Below are 20,332 nucleotides of genomic sequence, written 5' to 3' on the forward strand. Positions count from 1 at the left end.
GGCTCGGCTCTCCAGTAGGGACCGGTTCTGCCTGGATCGCGCCCTTGCGCGCCGAAACGCCGACATCGCCGGCATGATCCAGCGTGGCATCGGCCCGGATGACGGGCGTCTCGGCAGCTTCTTCGCCGAGTGCCGGCGCTTCACCGAACCGAACCTGCGGCAGGGCTTCAGCTGCACCACGTCCGATGAGAACGGCTGGTCGGTCTCGACCACCTGCAATCAGTCCTTCGCCTACCGCGACGCGAGCAACCGCATCCTGGCGGTCGAGCCACGCGAGGCGATCGAGCTGCACTTCTCGGGCACCCGCATCATCGTCGCCGACGTCGAGACCGGCGAGGCACGAGAGCTGCGTCAGGCGCGGGCCGAGGCTCAGGGCCGAGCCGAGCAGCTTCAGGTACTCAAGACCACGCTCGCCAACTACCAGCGCGACGCCTCGCCCGTCGTGCGTTCGGAGGCTGCGCGGATCCAGAGCCGGATCGAGCAGCAACTCGCCGCCCGTACCGGCCCATCCGCGCCCGATACGGACACGATCAGCCGGGAGGTCGGTGGGCTCGGTGCGTTGTCTCAGACCGAGGCCGCGCGTCTGTCCGCGCTCGATCGGATGGGTAGCCTGCGCGCGCAGGCCGAGGCGCGCACCAAGACCGAGACTTCGGAGGGGCTGAAGAAGCGGCTCGCCGACCTGCGCAGGGAGGCCGCCGCCGTGTCCGAGCCCCCGCGCACCGCCTCGCTGCCGAAGCCGTTGGCGTCGACCCGCGATCTCGGGCCGTCCTTCGACTGCGAGAAGGCCAACACCCCGCTGCCGATCCTGATCTGCGAGGATGCCGGTCTGCGCCGCATTGATCTCGAGATGGCCCGGCCCTTCTACGCACTGCGCCACCTCAAGCCCGATGCTGGCGCGGAGCTGAAGGCGGAGTCGAACGACTTGGTCGAGCGCACGCTCAAGACCTGCCGCATCCCGGAGACCGGCAAGGTCACGGCGGCTCTGCGCGCCCGCGCCGTCCCCTGCATCGCTGCGGCCTACCAGCGCCAGAAGGAAGCTTGGGCAGCGCGCGTCGGACGCGATGGTCCCCCTGCGGCACGCCAGGAGATCGGGCGGCCGATCGAGGACCATGTCCGCCTGCAAGAGGCCCTACGCACAGGTGGCTATCTTGCGGCTGATGCGATCGCCGATGGCGTCTACGGCGGCGTGACGCGGCGGGCGATCACGAGCTTCGCGGATGCCCAGGGCTTCGCCGGCGATGGCTTTCTCGGAACCGGCCTCGCCGACCGGCTCGGGCGCGGTCAGAGTGTTGGCCCGAGCCTCGCCGTGGTGACGGATGCCGGCCTGCCCGCCCGCATCGAGGCCGTCGCGCGGCGCTACGAGGCCTATCTCGGTGACCTCGGGGGCGAAGAACGGGACCGCAGCTCCCGCCTCCAGGCGCAGCGCCGGCTCGACGAACAACGCAAGCGTATCGAGGCCCTGCTGGCCGGCCCGGTACCGGAGGACCTGCGAACCGAACTGGCTCCGCTGCTCAAACAGTCGGAAGGGGCTTCGCCGCAGGAACTGCCGCGTGTCGTGGAGACCATCGAGCGGCGCTTTGCGCAGATCGAACCACGCGTGCGCGAGGCCGAGGCGGTGCAGCGCGCCGTCACCGACAAGAACCGCTTCCTCGTAGAGGGCGATCCCAGCGACATCCTGCTCCTCTACAACAGCTCGCCGCGGGCGGGCGCGGTCGTTCGCGGCCTCGACGGCAACCTCGTCTTCGATCCTGAACGCACGCTGGCCTGCGCCCTGCCGGACGCGCCGGCCGACCGGATCGCCCTCGAACAGCTCGTCGCTAGGCTGCGTAGCCTCGGTGCCCCGGTCCGGGAGACGCTGCCCCGCTGCACCAGCGCACAGCAGCTGAACGCCGACCTGCTAGCCCTCGAGCGCGGCGCGCTACGTGCGCAGTCCGGGCTGTTCGGCACCATCGCCTCGGCGGTCGATACAGGCGTTTACGCGCTCGCCGGGACGGTGCTGAAGTCCGACATCGAGGCCGCGCGCCAGCAAGAGGGCATCCGCGCGGCGGAAGCCGAGAGCGAGGTCTCGCGCGGGACCTCGGAGGGCTTGGCCGTGCTCGCCTTCGGCACCGGCTCGCGCACGGTCTGCCGAGTGGCGGCTGGGGACAAGGCGCTGCACGACCGTCTCTTGGAGCCCTACGAGGCCCTGCTGAAGGCGGAACTCGGCGGCGCGACCACCGTGGTGGCGGCGAGTGCCGACGGAGCCTTTCTGTCGGTCAAGCGCGGTCAGTGCGGGGCTGTCTACGGCAGTGCCAAGGATCTCGCGCCCCTGGTGAAGGGGCTGACCCGCGACGGCGTCAGCTTCCGCTATTTGCCGATCTGGATCGCGCCCGAGATCGCCGCCAAGGCGCAGGCAACGCTGGCGGAGCAGGGCGACGCCAAGCGCCGCGCGCGCGAAGCAGAGGAGCGCCAGCGCGAGCGCGACCAGGCGGAGAACCGGCGCGCGGCTCTCGTCGAGCGCCTGAAGCGCGACGCGGCCGAGGCCGAGACCACCCTGAAGGGCGGCATCCCGCAGGATCTCCAGACCTTCCTATCCGGCTTCGTCGCCGATGTGACCGGGATCGCGCCGGACACCTCTGATGAGCGCCTGAAGGAGCTCGCCGACGCCTACGCCAGCAAGCGCGCCCGCATCGATGCGGCGGCGCGGCTCGCCCGGGCTGTCACGGCCAAGAGCCGCTTCCTGATTGAGGGTGGGCGCGGCGACCTGATCGTGCTCTACAACGACAGCGGCAAGGCTCCCTCCGTCGTGCGCAATCTGCGCGGCGAGCTGGTATTCGAGGATGGTCGTGGGGCCGCCTGCCTGTACCACGCGCCTCTGTCGGACGTGTTCCTGAACCGGCAGATCCGCGACCGGAGCGCGGCGCTCGGAGCCAAGCTCGATCTGCCGCTCGCAGCCTGCGGGCCGAACAATCTCGCCAAGCAGGACCTGATCTTCGCCGAGCGCGAGCGCCTGCTGCGCGAGCCGGTCGACCGGGTGATCACCTTGGTGGAGGCGGTCAACGGCAGCCTGTTCGCTCGGCTCGCCGTCGTCGATGCGGCCGCCCTGGCCTCCGCGCGGCAGGCTGAGGCGGCCAAGGCCAACGAGGTCGAGGCGCTGGTGCGTGAGCGCAAGGGTGAGGGCTTCGGTGTCATCGTGGTGCCGAACGCATCGAGCGTGCTCTGCCGGGTCGCGCCCGATAAGACCGAGGCGCACGCGTCCATCCTCGCTCGGCTCTCGGATCGGCTCGGCGACGAGCTGCCGGGCCAACCTGTCGTCGCGCCGACCTCGGCGGATGGGGCCTTCATCGCGGTCAAGCGCGGCGAGTGCGGCGCGGTCTACGCGGCGTCCGCCGATCTCGCCACGATCACCGAGGCCATGACCCGGGACGGCATCAACCACCGCTACCTCCCCCTATGGATCGAGCCCGCCGAAGTCGCGACCACGCAGACCGAGATCGACGCGAGCAAGACCCGCAGCGTCGAGGAGCAGTTCAAGCGTCAGCGCGAGCTGGAGGAGCGCAGTAAGCTCGACCGTGAGAAGGAGAAGGAGGAGAGCGCCCGGCGCGAGACGCGCGAGCGAGCCTTGCGCGCCCAGTGGGGCGAGCGGGCGCGCTTCTTCGAGCAGGCGCTCGGCGAGGAGGTGCAAGCCTTTGCCACCGGCGACCGCCCGGTCGGGTTCACGGATCGCTACCCGGGACCCGCCCGTCACTATCAGGCTCAGCGCGACGACCGCTGGGAGTTCATGTCGGCCGAAACGCAGATCCTCGACTACGGCACCGCCCTCTACAAGGAGCGCCCGCTCGAGACGGCCCTGGCGACCACACGGATCAAGATGCGCAACCGCATCAGGGGCGAGTATCAGGACGTTTGCTACGTGACCGGCTACGTCAACGACGCTGAGTTCGGTGTCATCCGGGATCCTTTCGGGGAGACCTGCGACGAGGTCGGACCCAAGCTCGCCCGCTACAAGCAGGGCGAGCGCTTCTCGAGCCGGTGGATCGCACAGTGAGCAGCGAGACGATCGAGCCCGTCGCTGAGATCGACGCCCAGGATGCCGTGCGGGTCGCGTGCACGGCGACGGAGCATGTCAGCCTCGCCTACTACGAGAACGCGATCCCGGTGATCCGCGAGATTGTGGTCGCGAACCCGTCCGACGACGACCTCGTCGATCTCCGGGTGCGGATCGAGAGCCGGCCGGCCGTCGTCCACCCGCTGACCCTGCGCATCGACCGTGTCCCGGCCGGCTCAAACCATCACATCGAGACGCCCGATATCCGGCTTGATGCGGCGCTACTCTCCGGCTTCACCGAGGCGAGCCGCCTCGAACTGACGAGCATCCTGGAGGATGCGGGCGGCGAACGCGCCCGGAGCGTGGCGGAGATCCGCCTGCTGCCGCCATCGCAATGGGGCGGCGGCCGGAGCGCCCCGGAACTGCTTGCCGCCTTCGTCCGGCCGAACGATCCAGCCGTCGACATCGTGCTGCGGGATGCTGCGACGAAGCTCGGTGAGGCCGGACGCGAGACCGGCCTGAACGGCTACAGCGCGCGGAAGAAGGCCCGCACCTGGGAACTCGCCGAGGCGATCTGGGCGGCCGTCGCCGACCGGCGCATCGCCTACGTCTTGCCTCCGGCGAGCTTCGAACAGACCGGCCAAAAGGTGCGCGGTCCGAGCGAGGTCTTGGAGCGCAAGGTCGGCACCTGCCTCGACCTCTCGCTTCTCTACGCCGCCTGCCTGGAGCAAGCGGGCTTGAACCCGGTCCTGGTGCTGACGCAGGGCCACGCCTTCGTCGGTCTGTGGCTGCAGGACGAGGATTTCGCGAGCGCCGCCGTCGACGACATGCAGCTCCTGCGCAAGCGCCGGGACCTGCAGGACTTTGTCCTCGTCGAGACGACATTGCTGACCCACAACCCGCCGGCGGCGTTCAAGGTCGCGACGACACAGGGCAGTGCCCAGGTCGAGGACAGCGCGCCCGCCCCACTCGAAGTCGCAATCGATGTTCGGCGCTGCCGGCGGCGCGGCATCCGCCCCATGGATCTTGGTGAGGGCAGGCCGGCAGACCTCGCCCCCGCGCCGACGGCACCGCTCAACCAAGCGCTCTCCGCGCCGCCCAGCTTCGACGAGGAGGCGCGACCGCCCGCCGATGAGGCCCCAGAGACTCCGGTCGGTCGAATGGAGCGCTGGAAGCGCAAGCTTCTCGACCTGACGCTCCGCAACAAGCTCTTGAACTTCAAGCCCGGCAAGGGCTCGGTCGTGCTCGAATGCGTCTCGCCTGGGGCCCTGGAGGACGGGCTCGCGGCGGGACAGGAATTCCGATTGAAGCCCGTCTCCGACGTGCTGAGCGGGGCCGACGAGCGCAGCGCCGACCTCTACGCCCGCCGGCATCACGACGACGGTCGGCGCAGCTATCTCGAGGCGGCGCTCGCCCGGCGGGAGATCTACACGACCTCGACCGAGGCCGAGCTCGACCGCCGCCTGCTCGATCTCTTTCGCCTCGCCCGCAACGGCTTCGAGGAAGGTGGAGCCAACATCCTCTACCTCGCGATCGGCTTCCTCTCGTGGACCCGCAAGGAGGGCGAGGCCGCCTATCGCGCCCCGCTCCTGCTGGTGCCAGTCTCGTTGAAGCGCTCCAGCGTGCGCGCGGGCTTCCGCCTGGCGCTGCACGACGACGAGGTGCGGATCAACCCGACCCTGCTGGAGATGCTGCGCGAGGACTTTCGGCTGCGCATGCCGGAGTTCGAGGGGGATCTGCCGCGGGACGCCTCCGGCATCGACGTCGACGCCATCTTCAAGATCGTGCGCGCGCACGTGCGCGACCTTCGCGGCTGGGAGGTGGTGCCGGATGTCGTGCTTTCGGCCTTCTCCTTCACCAAGTACCTGATGTGGAAGGACTTGGTCGACCGCGCTGAGGTGCTCAAGCGCAACCCGGTGGTGCGCCACCTCATCGACACGCCGAAGCATTCCTACGGCGACGGGACGCCCTTCCCCGAGCCCGCGCGCCTCGATCGCGAGTATCCGCCCAAGACCGTGTTCGCGCCGCTCTCAGCCGATTCGTCCCAGCTTTCCGCCGTGCTGGCCGCCGCCCAGGGCAAGGACTTCGTGCTGTTTGGGCCGCCCGGTACCGGCAAGAGCCAGACGATCGGCAACATGATCGCACAGTGCCTCGCGCAGGGCCGCACGGTGCTGTTCGTCTCGCAGAAGACGGCCGCGCTCGAGGTGGTGCAGCGCCGGCTGCAGGAGATCGGCCTCGGCGACTACTGCCTGGAAGTGCACTCGACCAAAGCGCAAAAATCGGCCGTGCTCGGCCAGCTGCGCAAGGCTTGGCACGAGCGCACCACGCCCTCGCAGGGCACCTGGGACGCGGCGACGAGCGAGCTCGCGAGCCTCCGCGAGGAACTGAACGGCCTCGTGAACGCGCTGCATCGACGGCGTGAGAACGGTCTGTCCGCATACGAAGCCTTCGGACGCGTGATCGCGGCCGGTGGCGGCGACCCCGGGCTCGTGCTCGCTTGGCCGGACCATCTCGCGCACGGCGCGGAGACGCTCGCGACGCTCCGTGCGGGTTGCCGGGAACTGCGCCCGGTTCTTTCCTCGGTGGGCTCCCTCGTCGACCATCCGCTGCAGGGTGTCGAGGCCACCCAGTGGTCGCCGGTCTGGCGCGACGACATGGGAGCCGCGATCCGAGCCGGCACCGACGCCCTGTCGGCGCTCCGCGTCAGCGGCCAAGCCTTCGCCGACGCGATCGGCCTGCCCACCCTGCTCGCGACCTACGCCGGCACACGCGGGCTCACGGTGCTCGGCAACTATCTCGTCCGGCCCGATGCCCGCTGCGGTGCCGCCTTCCTGGCCGATGGCTCCGGCGACCTGCGCCGGGCCGTGGCCGCGCGCGAGCGCTTCCAGGCGACGCAGGCCGAACTCCTCGGTCGCCTCTCTGGCCGGTACCGGCCAGGCATCCTCGACCAGAACCTTGCCGGTCTCCTCGCGGAGTGGGTCGCCGCCCAAGGATCCAATTTCCTGGTTCGCGGCGGCCGGCTCAAGCGCGTGCTGCTGCAGGTCCAGCCTTACGCCGAGGGCACACTGCCGGAGGATATCGGGCCAGATCTGACCGGTCTGATCGAAGTCGCCCGGCACGTGAAGGCGGGCTGCCTGGAGGAACTCGTCCTTGCTCGGCTGGGGCTGCCCTGGAGCAACCCGGAGATGCCGGCGGCCGAGTTCCAGCCGGCCATCACCTGGGCCGAGAAGGTCGAACAACTCCTCGACATCCTCGGACCGCTCTCGCTTGGCATCGACGGCCTACGCGACCACCTTGTGCAACTCGTCGAGCGACAGGCGCGGGCGCTGGCTGAGGGCGGTCGCATCGCGCAGGCCTACGCCGCCTTCGCGCAGGATCGTGCGCGCGCCACTGAGGCGATGAAGGCACTCGGCCAGCTCGCTGGGCGCGCTGACCCTGAGGAGCCATTGGCGGCAGAGGCCGACTGGATCGAGCGCAGCATCGCGCTGGCGCAACGTTGGTCCTCTGGGCTCACCCGGGCCCAGGGCTGGTGCGCGTGGCAGGCGGTCGCGCAGAATGCGCGGGGTAGCGGCCTCACCCCGCTGATCGAGGCATTGGAGGGGGGGCGCGTCGCTCCCGACCGGGCGGAGGCGGCGTTCGAGACCGCCTATGCGCGCTGGTGGATCGATCGCGTCGTCAGCCACGACCCGGTGCTGCGCCGCTTCCTGCCGGAGCGCCACGAGGACACGATCGCCCGCTTCCGCGCGGCGGACCGGCGCGTCACCGAGCTCTCGAAGCAGGTCGTGCGCTCGCGCCTCGGCGGCGGCATCCCCGGGCCGACCGCCTTCGGGGCCGATCCGGAATGGGGTACGCTCTCGCACGAGCTGACGAAGAAGACGCAGCACATGCCGCTGCGCAAGCTCTTCGGCCGGATGCCGACGGCGCTGACCAAGCTCACCCCCTGCGTGATGATGAGCCCGCTCTCGATCGCGCAGTACCTGCCGCCCGAGAAGGAGCCGTTCGACGTCGTCATCTTCGACGAGGCCTCGCAAATCTCGCCCTGGGACGCTGTCGGGGCGATTGCGCGGGGCAAGCAGGTGGTGATCGTAGGCGACCCCGAGCAGTTGCCGCCGACCAATGTCGGCGACCGCGGCGTCGATGACATCGAGGACGGCAGCGACGTCTCGGACCAGGAGTCCATCCTCGACGAGTGCCTCGCGGCCAACATCCCGCGGCGGAATCTCGACTGGCACTACCGCAGCCGGCACGAGAGCCTGATCGCCTTCTCGAACGCGCACTACTACGGCGGCCGGCTCGTCACCTTCCCGTCGCCGGTGACCGACGACCGAGCCGTGCGGCTGACCCTCGTGCCCGACGGCGTCTACGAGCGCGGCTCGGGGCGCGTGAACCGGCCCGAGGCTAGGGCCGTCGTCGCCGAGATCGTGCGTCGCCTTCGCGAGCCAGGCTTCGCGCAGGAGCGCCGCTCGCTTGGCATCGTCACCTTCAACGGCGAGCAGCAGCGCCTGATCGAGAACCTGCTCGACGAGCAGCGGCGATCGTACCCGGAACTGGAGCCATTCTTCGACAGGGACCGCTGGCACGAGCCGGTCTTCGTGAAGAACCTGGAGAATGTGCAGGGCGACGAGCGCGACACGATCATCTTCTCGGTCGCCGTCGGCCCGGATCAGACGGGGCGGCCGGTCAGCACCGTGTCCTCGCTCAACAAGGACGGCGGCTACCGCCGCCTGAACGTGGCCATCACCCGTGCCCGGCGCGAGCTCGTGGTGTTCGCCTCGCTCCGGCCCGAGCAGATCGACCTCGGCCGCACGCGGGCGCGCGGCGTGCGCGACTTTAAGCACTTCCTTGAATTCGCTGACCGCGGCGCGCGGGCGCTCGCCGAGGCCTTCGCGCCCACCGGCGGCGACGTCGAATCACCTTTCGAGGCGGCCGTGCTGGCTGCGCTTCAGGCGAAGGGCTGGACCGTGCACACGCAGATCGGCGTGTCGGGCTTCCGGGTCGACCTTGGGGTCGTGCATCCGGACGCCCCTGGCCGCTACCTTGCTGGGGTCGAGTGCGATGGCGCGACTTATCACAGCTCGGCCACGGCACGTGACCGCGATCGCCTGCGCGAGCACGTTCTGACCGATCTCGGCTGGCGCATCCGGCGGGTCTGGAGCACCGAGTGGTGGATGGACGCAGAGGGCGCGCTCGCCAAGCTCGACCAGCGTCTGCGCGAGGATCTGGAGCAGGATCGCACGCGGGCCGCCGAAGCGGCCCAAGCCGATGCGTCCACTACGCCTGCTACCCCAGAGCCGAACAACCCCGAACCTGCCGACGAGACGCCGTCTGCCGTACCCGTTGCGGAAGCTCCACCGGAGCCAGCGAACGATCCCCAGGCTCCTGAGGAGCCAGCCTTGCAGCGCCTCTACGCGGATCAGGTCACGCTTCAGGAGAACCCTACTCCCGCGGTCGAGACCCCTCAGGATGCGCAGGGTTATAGGACCGCCGATCTTGCGGACCTCGGCCTACCGATCGAACCTGCCCGCTTCTACGACGCCTCCTACCGCACCGTGCTGCGGGCCTTAGTGGAGCATGTGGCCACTGTGGAGGGCCCCATCTACGAGGATGTCCTGCTCCGACGCATCGCACGCGCTCACGGATTGCAGCGCGTCGGCCCGCTCATTCGCGAAGCCGTCCTGGACCAGATTGGCCCTGCTATCGCGCGAAGCGAGGATGACGGCCGGACAGTCCTGTGGCCGCCTGACACGCGGCCGCAGGTGAGTTGTGCTCACCGGGCGGCCGACTCCAGCGTCCGCAGTCATGCTGACACGCCGATGCCTGAGCTCGTCGGTCTCGCGCGGACACTGCGCTCCGATGCTTCGGAAACCGAGCGCGTCCGTCTGATGGCGCAGAAGATGGGCCTTTCCCGGATTGAGGCGGCAGCGCGGGCGCGGTTCGAGCGCGCCAGTGTCCATGCCCGGAACAACGCGACGTGAGGTGCCGCCGATCGAAGACGCTACTCAGACTCGCGACGCGGACTGCAGTAGCCTCTCGCGTGGCTCAGTCTGAGGTATTGGTCAGGGTTAGTTATGGCGCAAAACGATCTCTGCTGAAGTCGAGCTCGCTTGAGAGATCATCTCTAGTCGTGCCTATCCCGAATCTCGACATCCTGGTCGAGCGCAACCGGGGCGGTAATGCCCAAGTTGGGATCAACGCGGCGCGAGGCTACACGCTCGCGCCGCCACGCGGCACGGCAAGGATCTCGACTGATGCGCCGCCGATATCGATTTTGCAGGCTGGCGGGTCAGGGTGCGAGCTTGATGAGACCGCCGTCTGGTTGCGACTGTGCAACGCGAGTTGATCTCTTTCTTCGGCAGCCCTTCAGGCTGCATCAAGCTGCCTTTGCAAGCTGTCTGGCGCAGGCTTCGTAGTCACGCTTTCGTCGAAACAGATAAACACGATAGCGCTCGCGCAGCGTTACCCCGTAAACGGAAGTCGTTACAGCTTGTCCGTCGATATTCTCGTGACCTCGTCCGTAGTGCGAGTACGCGGCAGCGGCCTTGTCGTCCCACAAGCCGAGATACCTCAAAACGGGGCTGATGTCGTAAGTGACTTCCAGCGTATGCCAGTGCTTTATGCTGAGGATGTCTATCCGCGTATACGTGTGCTTCGGTTCCTCGACGACAAGTTCGACCCCTTGCCGTGTGCTTGGAGAAGGCTCTCCGAGTTCAGAGTGACACTTATGGGCCGAGATCCAGCCCATTTCGATTTGCCCATCAGGAAGATGGCCATGGACCATATACACGCAGGACTTTTCAACATCCGTCATTGGGCAGCTCCAGCGAAAACAGGTCTTCATGCGAAGTGACATAAAGAGCTTCGTTGAAAGCTCTCAGGGATTGAGCGGTGTGCTTTGTGCGAGCCGAGCTCAGGCAGGATCGCATGACCGTGACTCTATCAGTTTGACCTTTTTCTGTTGCGATCGTTCTCATGGGATTGTTTCAGAACGTCTTCATTGCCCAGTTTCGATTTGAGCGCGTTCGGTTTTTGCAGCTTACCCCCGTATCGTTTTCACGAGGATGCCGAAAATGTCTAAATTTGTAGGGATTTCAGAGATTGTAAGAACTGGGGGATTGCAAGTCGAAAGGAGGTCGCCCTCGTGCGGTTCCAGATGCGCTGACAAGCTGGTTCAGAGCTCCCTACAGGAGGCGCAACGGCCAACAGTTCGTCTCTAGCCGGACTGGTATCCTGACCAGATCGAAGAGTGCCGATCTTCTCGCATAACGGCACGATCGCCGCTGCGAGTCTGCCGAGATCCTGCTGCGAGCGAACGGCCTGCTCGTCGGGAGTGGTTGAGGGCGCGACGGCCTCTCAGATCGGCATCGCTGCCGGTTCGGATCGAACTCAAGAGCGCTTGCCAAATCCCAACCGTGGCGATGCACAGTGACGACCGAGCCCGTGACCTCGACCTCGCCCAGACGTACATCAGTCCGATCTGCGCCCCAACATTCCTCCGCGCGCGAGACGACCGCTGCGACGCCGTCGGGCATGAGCCTTCGGCAAGTTCGCTCCCGTCCGTCCCGCACGGTTATGTCCGGTTGCGCGTGGGTAAGGGCATAGCCCGGCAAGCCTGCAAATCGGGATCCAGGCAGCCTATGGTTCGGATTGAGCGACGCTATGCGTCCGTGGGCCTATGGTTTGGTTCGCGTTACACCGGTGAACGCCGCGCACGGCATCAACGCCACCATCATCCGCACGCGGCTCTGGCAGTTCCGCTACGTCACGGCCGAGAACGAGACCGGACGGGCCGAGAGCTTGGCCAAGGTCACCGAGTTCGCGACCGATCGGGATGCCCAGATCGAGGCCTACCGGGCGCGCGTCAGCTCGGCGGCGGAGCAGAAGATCTACAGCGACCTCCAGACCAAGCTCGCCCTGATGAAGCCGGACTGGGACCGGCTGCGTGCCTTCCCGGCCGAGCGCCACGCGGAGGCCATGGCCTTCTTCCGGGGCCCGATGAACGCCAGCTATCTCGCGGTCTCCGGCGCGGCGCGCGCCCTCGTCGACGTCAATCTCGCCGCCGCCAAGACCGCCGACGCGGAGGTCCGCGCCGAGCAGGCCTCGGCCATCCGCACGACGCTGCTGATGCTCGGCGTTGCCGTCCTGATCGCGCTCGGCGCGATGGTCTTCTGCTTCCTCGGCGTGTCGCAGCCGATCGCGCGCATGACCAGCGCGATGCGCCGGCTCGCCGGCGGGGATACGGAGGCGGAGATCCCCTATGGCGGGCGACGGGACGAGATCGGCGCGATGTCCGGCGCCGTGCAGGTGTTCCGCGAGAACCTCGTGCGCACCCGCCAGCTCGAGGCGGAGACGGCGCTGGCGCGGGCCTCGGCGGAGGAGCAGCGCAAGGCCGGCATGCGGCAGATGGCCGACGGCTTCGAGCAGGCGGTCGGCGGCATCGTCGGCATGGTCTCCTCGGCAGCCAGCGAGCTGCAGGCCACCGCCCAGAGCATGAGCGCCACCGCCGGCCAGACGGCGGGCCAGTCCACCAGCGTGGCGGCCGCCGCCGCCCAGGCGGCGGCCAACGTCAACACGGTGGCGGCCGCGGCCGAGGAGCTCGGCTCGTCGGTCCAGGAGATCGGCCGGCAGGTCTCGGGCTCGGCCGATCTGGCGCAGGCGGCGGTGGCGGAGGCCAACGCCACGGCGGGCCTGGTGCAGGATCTGGCGCAGGCGGCCAGCCGCATCGGCGACGTGGTGGCGCTGATCTCGCAGATCGCCGGTCAGACGAACCTGCTGGCGCTCAACGCCACGATCGAGGCGGCGCGCGCCGGCGAGGCGGGGCGGGGCTTTGCGGTGGTGGCGGCCGAGGTGAAGGAGCTGGCCGCCCAGACGGCGCGGGCGACGGAGGAGATCACGACGCAGATCGGCCGGATCCAGGGCTCGACGGATCAGGCGGTCGGCGCGATCGGCGGGATCGGCACGCGGATCCGGGAGATCGCGGGCGTGGCGGCCTCGATCGCGGCGGCGGTGGAGGAGCAGGGCGCGGCGACGCAGGAGATCGTGCGCAACGTCTCGCAGGCCTCGGCCGGCACGGGCGAGGTGACGCGCAACATCGCGGGCGTGGCGGGCGCGGTCGAGGAGACGGGTGCGGCCGCCTCCCAGGTGCTCGGCGCGGCGTCCGAGCTGTCGCGCCAGTCCGAGCACCTCTCGGCCGAGGTCGGCCGCTTCCTCGCAACCGTGCGCGCCGCCTGAGGCCCGCCTCCGCGCCGCCGCTCGCGAGCGGCGGCGTCCCCATCGGTGGATGGGCGAACAGTTATCCACCGCCGATGTCTTAACTTGGATTAGGGTAGGCCAACATAGGTCAAGCCCATCAGCGTATTGCTGTCAGCGCGACAAGCATATGTCGCATCGTTCCGGACGCAAACTGCGGAACCATTGAGCACCGCTCCGGTTCTCCGCCCAGATCGACGGCGCAAGCGCGGCCGTTCGACTTCCTCGTGTCCAATCCGGACGGAGCCGTAACTGCAGGACGTTGCCGCAGCCGCCTGGCGCGAACACGCCCGTGCGACAGCGACAGGTGCCCATGCAACAGGTAGCCCACCCGCGACAGGTTCCTCAGCCGACCGGCCTCCCGCAGGCACCGCTGACCCTTCCCGGGGACGGTGCGGCCCATCCCCTGGCCGAACGCTTCCGCGCGTTCATCCGCAACCCGCCCTTCCCCTGCGTCGGGGCCAAATCCGCCCTCACCCGCGGGCGCCTGCGCATCGCGGTCGGGCGCGACATCACGGGCGGCCAGGATGACGGGCGCCTCTACGCGGCGCTCCTCGCCTTCGTGGGCCGCTACAAGGCACAACCCGATCTGTTCCAGAGCTTCGCCGTGGTGTTCGAAGGCCCGCACGACCTCTCGGAGGAGGCGTTCGAGGGCGCGCTCTGGGCCCGGGCCCAGGCGCTCGCCGACCAGGATTGCCGCATCGGCCACGCTGCCGACCCCCGCGTCGCCGATGATCCGGACGACCCACACTTCTCCCTGAGTCTGGCGGGCGAGGCTTTCTTCATCGTGGGCCTTCACCCGCGCGCGAGTCGGCTGGCGCGCCGCTTCGAGGCGCCGGTCTTGGTCTTCAACCTGCACGACCAGTTCGAGCGCCTGCGTACGGAAGGCCGCTACGAGCGCCTGCGCGAGACGATCCTGGCCCGCGACGCCGACTGGGCGGGCTCCGTCAACCCGATGCTCGCCCGCCACGGCGAGCGCTCCGAGGCGGTGCAGTACAGCGGCCGCGCGGTCCCGGCCGACTGGGCCTGCCCGTTCCGGCGCGGCGCCCCCGAGCCCGGCGCAGACTGGGCGGCGGTGGCCCACGATCTGCGCGCCGGCGCCTTCGACGCGCGCCGCTTCGCCGGGGCCGGGAACACGGGCGGCAAGACGGAGGGAGAGGCGCCGTGAGCACGCTCTGGACCTCAGACGACGCCCTCGCGGCCCTGGTGGACGCCCTGCGCGCCCGGAACTACGCCTTCACCACGGTGACGCCCGCGACCCACGCCCACGTCGCCCGGCGCATGGGCGACGCGCCCGCCCGCTCGCTGCGCGACGTACTCGGCTGGAGCCGGCCCTTCGCCGAGGACCTCCTGCCGCCGGACATCTTCGGGCTGATGCGCGAGGCCGGGATCCTGGTGTCGGCGGGCGCGCTCTGGCGCGCCACGATCCGCCTCTCGAGCCTCGACGGGGAGCTCTTCGTGCACGCGGCCTACCCGCCGACCGCGCAGGACGCCGTGTTCTTCGGGCCCGACACGATGCGCTTCGTCGCCTGCGTGACCCAGTACCTTGCCGGCCGCGAGGCGCCGGTGCGCCGGGCGGTCGATATCGGCTGCGGCAGCGGTGCGGCGGGTATCGCGGTCGCCAAGCGCGCGCCCGGTGCCGAGGTGCTCCTCGTCGACATCAACCCGAACGCGCTGCGCGCGGCGACGCTGAACGCTCGGCTCGCCGGCGTCACCGGCACGGTGCCGGTGACGAGCGACCTGCTCGCTGGCACGGACGGCGCCTTCGACCTCGTGGTCTCGAACCCGCCCTTCATGCTCGACGCGCAGGGGCGCACCTACCGGCACGGCGGCGGCGAGTTCGGCGAGGGCCTGTCGCTCGCCGTGGTCGAGGCCGCGGCCGAGCGCCTGAACCCGCGCGGCGCCCTGGTGCTGTTCACCGGCTCGGTCATCGTCGAGGGCGAGGACCCGTTCCGCGAGGCGGCGCTCACCGCCTGCGCCCGCGCCGGCCTCTCCGCCCAGTACCGGGAATACGACCCGGACGCCTACGGCGAGGAGCTGGCGGACCCGATCTACGCGCGGGCAGACCGGATCGCGCTCGCCGTCCTCGTCGCGACCCGGGAGGCCTGAGGGATGGCGGGGGCGCACGAGGCCTTCGCCGAGGCGGTGCGCGCGGGGCTCGCGGCCCGGCCCCGCACCCTGCCCGGCACCTTCCTGTGGGACGAGGCCGGCTCGGTCCTGTTCGACCGGATCTGCGACAGCCCCGACTACCACCCGACCGGCCGCGAGACCGCCTTGCTGCCGGCGGTGGCCGAAGCGGTGGCAGGGCTCGTCGGTCCCGGTGCCAGCGTGGTCGAGTACGGCAGCGGCGCGAGCCGCAAGGTCCGTACCCTGCTCGACGCCCTCGACCGCCCTGCCCGCTACCTCGCCCTCGACATCTCCCGCGACTACCTCGAGTCTTCCGTCGCCCGGCTGGCACCGGACTATCCGGCGGTCGCCATGACGGCGGTCTGCGCCGATTACGGCGGCCCGGTGCGGCTGCCTGTCCGGCTCGACGACGGCCCGGTCCTCGGCTTCTTCCCGGGCACCAGCATCGGCAACTTCCCTCCCGAGGCGGCCCAGGGCCTCCTCGCCCGCATCCGGGACACGCTCGGCCCCTCCCGCCTGCTCGTCGGCGTCGATCCGACCCAGGACGAGGACCGCCTGCGGCGGAGCTACGGCGGCCCGCTGATGGCGGAATTCCACCGCAACATCCTGGTGCGGATGCGGCGCGAGCTCGACGTCGAACTCCACCCGGACGGCTTCGCCCACGCGGTTCGGATCGAGCCCGAGCCGTTCCGGGTCGAGGCGCATCTCGTCGCCCGCGGGGCGCAGGCGATCCGGCTCGACGCAGACACGTTCACGTTCGCCGACGGCGAGAGCGTCCGCACCGACACCTCGCACAAATACCCCCCCGACGCCTTCCGGGCGCTCGCCGAGCGGGCCGGCTGGCTGCCGGAGCGCGTCTGGCTCGACCCGGACGGGCTGTTCAGCCTGCACCTGCTGCGGACAGTGTGACGCAACCTCTCCGTGTGTCGGCGCGGAAACTTGGCCGCACCGCGGAGCGCTGACTTCCGGACGATCCCTTCGTGCCGGCACCCGGCACGCCACCCCGAGGAGACACGAGCGATGGCTCTCGACACCCGCGCGATCTACATCACGGCGCTCAAGAACACCCACGCCCTGGAGATGCAGGCGCTTCAGATCATGGAGCGGCAGATCGAGCGGCTGGAGCGCTACCCCGAGATGGCCGACGCGCTGCGCCGCCACGTCGAGGAGACCCACGGCCAGCGCCAGCGGCTGGAGGAGGCACTGTCGAGCCTCTCCGAGAGCCCCTCGACCATCAAGGAGGGCATCCTCGGCTTCGTCGGCAACATGATGGCGCTGGGGCATACCCCGGCCCAGGACGAGATCCTGAAGAACACCTACGCCAACCACGCCTTCGAGAATTTCGAGATCGCGGCCTACACCTCGCTGCTCACCATCGCGGACGCCGCCGGCCAGGGGGCGCACAATACCGGCTTCCAGCAGTCGCTGCGCGAGGAGCAGGCGATGGCTCAGCGGGTCAACGAACTGATCAAGCCGACGACGCTGCGCTACATCGAGCTGACCACCGCGGGCGAGAAGGCCGATCGGTGAGCGTGCTCGGAGCGGGGGGGCGCCGCCCGCCGCTGGCGCGACAGGTCGTCGTCGTCACGGGCGCGTCGAGCGGCATCGGGCTCGCCACCGCCCGGATGGCGGCGGCGCGGGGCGCGCGGGTGGTGCTCGCCGCCCGCAGCGCCGACGCGCTCGCCGAGATCCGTGCCGGGATCGAGGCCGCCGGGGGGCAGGCCATCGACGTCCCGGCCGATGTCGGGAAGCGGGAGGACGTGGAGCGGGTGGCGGCCCGCGCCGTCGAGGCCTTCGGCGGCTTCGACACCTGGGTCAACGTCGCGGGGCTCACCATCTACGGTCCGCTGGCCAAGGTCAGCGACGCCGACCACGAGCGCCTGCTCCGGACCAATCTCTGGGGCACGGTGCTGGGCTCGCTGGTGGCGGTGGAGCATTTCCGCACCCGCGGCGGGGGCGGGCTGATCAATCTCGGGAGCGTGGCCTCCGACCTGCCCTTCCCGTTCCAGGGCATGTACGTGGCGAGCAAGCACGCGGTGAAGGGCTTCACCGACGCGCTCCGCATGGAACTGCTGCAGGAGGGCCTGCCGGTCGCCGTCACCCTGGTGAAGCCGGCCTCCGTCGACACCCCCCTGCCCCAGCGCGCCCGCAACTACATGGAGCGCGAGCCGACCCTGCCGCCGCCGGTCTACGCGCCGGAGGTGGTGGCCCGCGCCATCCTGCACGCGGCGGTGCATCCGCAGCGGGACATCTATATCGGCGGCGCCGCCAAGCTGATGGTGGCCACCAAGGAGTTTGCGCCCGGCGCCTTCGACTACCTCGCCCCGGCGATCACCGCCTTCCAGAAGCGGTCGAGGCCGCCCGAGCACCCGGAGGGAGCCCTGCACGCCCCCGTGCAGGCCGGCGCGGTGCGCGGCGGCCAGGGCGCCCTCGTCCTGAACTCCAGCGCCTACACCCGGGCGAGCCTGCACCCGCTGGCGCTCACCGGCCTCGCAGCCGCCGGGCTCGCGCTCGGGGCCGCGACGCTGCTCGGGCCCCGCCCCCGGCGCCGCTGAATGGCGGCCGATCCCGCGCCGGACCCGGCGCCCCACGCGTTCGACGGGACCTTCGCGGGGCCCGCCCCGCGGCGCTTCATCGACCTGCCGGGCTTCCCGCGCATCGCCTGGGCGGAGGCCGGGTCCGGGCCGCCCCTCATCCTGGTCCACGGCGCCCTGGTGACGCTCGACGACATGTGGCTCGGGCCGATGGCGGCACTCGCCCGCCATTTCCGTGTCGTCGCGATCGACCGGCCCGGCCACGGCGAGAGCGGGCACGGGCGGCTCGCGGACGCCTCGCTCTGGCGGCAGGCCGACCTCGTCCTGGCGCTCGCCGACGCGCTCGGGCTGGAGCGTCCGGTCGTGGCCGGCCACTCCTTCGGCGCGGCGGTGGCGATCGCCTGCGGGCTCGCGGCGCCGGAGCGGATCCGCGGCGTCGTGGCGATCTCGCCGATCGCCTTTCCGGAGCCCCGGCTGGAGCAGGTGCTGTTCGGCCCCCGCGCCGTGCCCTTCGTCGGGCCGCCGCTCTCGCGGGGGCTCGCCCCGACGGACGCGCTGCTGCTGCCGCTCCTGTGGCGGGCGATGTTCCTGCCCCGCACGATGCCGGAGGCCTTCGCGCGGCGCTTTCCGTTCGCTCTCGCCGGGCGGCCGGACCGGCTCGTCGCGGACGGCGCGAACGCCAACCTGCTCTGGACCGACCTCGCCCGAAGCGCGGCGCTCTATCCCGCCTGCCGGTCGCCGGTGCACATCCTCGCCGGCAGCGGCGACATCGTCACCAACCAGACCCTGCACGGGCGCGGCGCCGCCCTGCTGATCCCGGGCGCGCGCCTGCACTGGCTGCGGGGCGAGGGCCACATGCTGCACCATGCCCGGCAGGACGCGGTGGTCGAGGCCGCGCTGGCGGTTGCCGCGTAAGGTCCCGGGTTTCCAAAGGGTGTGACACCCTTTGGCGGGGTCCCGGGGCGCGCAGCCCCGGGTTGGCCCTTCCGACCCGGCAGAGCCGGGACGGAAGGGCCAAATGCAGGGCTCTGCCCTGCACCCGCGAAAGGCCTCAGGCCTTTCGAAACCGGGACTTCACGCCGCTTCCAGCTCCGGCACCGCCAGTTCGTCGGCCGGGCCGAAGAACTCGTAGCGGATCCGCTCCACCGGCACGCCGCGGGCGGTGAGCCCGTGCGTCAGGGCGGCCAGGAACGGCTTCGGCCCGCACAGGTAGAAGGTCGCCCCCGCGGGTGCGGCCTGCACGAGCCAGCCGGCCGTGATCCGCCCCCGGTGCTCGTCCGGCCCGAGCGGCGCGTCGGCCGCCAGATCCTCGTAGAAGGTCGCGAGCGTGAGGCCCGGCGCCCGCTCGGCCAGCGCCCGCAACTCCGCCGCGAAGGCGTGGGCCCGGCGGTCCTGGGTGCCGTGCGCCCAGAGGACCGGTCGCGCCGGGCTCTCGGCGGCCAGCGTCCCGGCCATGCTGAGCAGCGGGGTCAGCCCGACGCCGCCGCTGGCCAGCACCACCGGGCCCTCCCCGTCCAGCATGAACGCGCCCGCGGGCGCCGCCACCTCCAGCACCGTGCCGGGCTCCGCATGGGCGTGCAGCCAGTTCGAGACGAGCCCCTCGGGCAGGCCGGGCCGGCTCTCGCGCTTCACGCTGATCCGGTAGGCGCGCGCGTTCGGCGCGCAGGAGATCGAGTAGTTCCGCTTCAGGGTCGGCCCGCCGGACAAGGCGACGCGAAAGCCCAGATACTGCCCCGGCCGGTGCGGCATCACCGGCCCGCCATCCGCCGGCACCAGCCAGAACGAGCGCACGGCCTCGCTCTCGTCGCGCACCGACTCCACCCGGAAGGTGCGCCAGCCGGTCCAGCCGCCCGGCGTCGCCGCATGCGCCCGGTAGAGCGCCGCCTCGCGCCCGATCAGGATCTCGGCCAGGAACCAGTAGGCCTCGCCCCAGGCGGCGCAGATCTCGGGCGTCGCGGCCGCGCCCAGCACGTCGCGGATCGCCGCCAGCAGCGCGTCGGCGACGTGGGGGTAGTGCTCGGGCAGGATGTTGAGCGCGACGTGCTTCTGGGCGATGCGCTCGACCGCGCCGCCGAGCGCGCCGAGGTCGTCGATGTGGCGCGCGTAGGCCAGCACCGCCTGGGCGAGCGCCTTCGGCTGCGAGCCGGTCTCCCCGTGATGCGACGGGTTGAACAGGTCGCGGATCTCGTGATTCTCGAACAGGCGCTCGTACATGCGGCGGGTGATGGCGAGGCCGTGGGCCTCCAGCGCCGGCACGGTGGCCTTGATCAGCGCGACGGTGGCGGGTTGGAGCGGTTCGGGCATGGTCGCCTCATAAGGTGCATCAAAGATGCATCTTTTAGTGCCCGCGCCGGGACCCCGCAAGACAAAGGTGTATCAAAGATGTATCTTTTCGGTG

At 70.3% G+C, this 20,332-nt stretch carries 11 protein-coding genes; 9 read left to right on the forward strand and 2 right to left on the reverse strand.

What is annotated here, in order from left to right; translation table 11 throughout:
* Nucleotides 1–73: 73 nt before the first annotated feature.
* The gene (locus tag MFF54_RS11465) at nucleotides 74–4,027 is read left to right on the forward strand and encodes a lysozyme inhibitor LprI family protein (RefSeq protein ID WP_238302925.1); all 3,954 of its coding nucleotides are present in this window, start codon (nucleotides 74–76) and stop codon (nucleotides 4,025–4,027) included.
* Nucleotides 4,024–10,002: an anti-phage protein ProA gene (gene proA, locus MFF54_RS11470; RefSeq protein ID WP_238302927.1), complete on the forward strand. Its 5,979-nt coding sequence runs from the start codon at nucleotides 4,024–4,026 to the stop codon at nucleotides 10,000–10,002. The genes MFF54_RS11465 and proA overlap by 4 nt, the downstream gene beginning before the upstream one ends.
* 395 nt (nucleotides 10,003–10,397) lie before the next feature.
* Here proA and MFF54_RS11475 read toward each other — a convergent pair whose 3' ends face one another.
* Nucleotides 10,398–10,835 (reverse strand): hypothetical protein, encoded by a 438-nt coding sequence (locus MFF54_RS11475; protein ID WP_238302929.1) that lies wholly within the window; start codon nucleotides 10,833–10,835, stop codon nucleotides 10,398–10,400.
* Between the two features lie 887 nt (nucleotides 10,836–11,722).
* Here MFF54_RS11475 and MFF54_RS11480 point away from each other — a divergent pair.
* From MFF54_RS11480 to MFF54_RS11510, 7 genes are all read left to right on the forward strand, one after another.
* On the forward strand, nucleotides 11,723–13,255 hold the full coding sequence (locus MFF54_RS11480) for a HAMP domain-containing methyl-accepting chemotaxis protein (protein WP_417568569.1): 1,533 nt from the start codon (nucleotides 11,723–11,725) through the stop codon (nucleotides 13,253–13,255).
* Nucleotides 13,256–13,646: 391 nt separating this feature from the next.
* On the forward strand, nucleotides 13,647–14,441 hold the full coding sequence (gntA, locus tag MFF54_RS11485) for a guanitoxin biosynthesis heme-dependent pre-guanitoxin N-hydroxylase GntA (protein ID WP_238303015.1): 795 nt from the start codon (nucleotides 13,647–13,649) through the stop codon (nucleotides 14,439–14,441).
* Nucleotides 14,438–15,382, forward strand: coding sequence for a methyltransferase (locus MFF54_RS11490; protein ID WP_238302932.1), 945 nt, complete (start codon nucleotides 14,438–14,440; stop codon nucleotides 15,380–15,382). Before gntA ends, MFF54_RS11490 begins: the two co-directional genes overlap by 4 nt.
* A 3-nt stretch (nucleotides 15,383–15,385) precedes the next feature.
* Nucleotides 15,386–16,309 carry an L-histidine N(alpha)-methyltransferase gene (locus tag MFF54_RS11495; RefSeq protein ID WP_238302934.1) on the forward strand — a complete coding sequence of 308 codons (924 nt, stop codon included), beginning with the start codon at nucleotides 15,386–15,388 and terminating at the stop codon, nucleotides 16,307–16,309.
* Nucleotides 16,310–16,420: 111 nt separating this feature from the next.
* Nucleotides 16,421–16,930: a ferritin-like domain-containing protein gene (locus MFF54_RS11500; protein ID WP_238302935.1), complete on the forward strand. Its 510-nt coding sequence runs from the start codon at nucleotides 16,421–16,423 to the stop codon at nucleotides 16,928–16,930.
* Nucleotides 16,927–17,955 carry an SDR family oxidoreductase gene (locus tag MFF54_RS11505; protein ID WP_238302937.1) on the forward strand — a complete coding sequence of 343 codons (1,029 nt, stop codon included), beginning with the start codon at nucleotides 16,927–16,929 and terminating at the stop codon, nucleotides 17,953–17,955. The genes MFF54_RS11500 and MFF54_RS11505 overlap by 4 nt, the downstream gene beginning before the upstream one ends.
* Nucleotides 17,956–18,849 (forward strand): alpha/beta fold hydrolase, encoded by an 894-nt coding sequence (locus MFF54_RS11510; protein ID WP_238302939.1) that lies wholly within the window; start codon nucleotides 17,956–17,958, stop codon nucleotides 18,847–18,849.
* 159 nt (nucleotides 18,850–19,008) lie between these two features.
* Here the strand turns inward: MFF54_RS11510 and hmpA are convergent, their stop codons facing one another.
* The gene (hmpA, locus tag MFF54_RS11515; protein WP_238302940.1) at nucleotides 19,009–20,238 is read right to left on the reverse strand and encodes an NO-inducible flavohemoprotein; all 1,230 of its coding nucleotides are present in this window, start codon (nucleotides 20,236–20,238) and stop codon (nucleotides 19,009–19,011) included.
* Nucleotides 20,239–20,332: the final 94 nt, after the last annotated feature.

The organism is Methylobacterium gregans (assembly GCF_022179245.1).
GTDB classification, from domain to species: domain Bacteria; phylum Pseudomonadota; class Alphaproteobacteria; order Rhizobiales; family Beijerinckiaceae; genus Methylobacterium; species Methylobacterium gregans.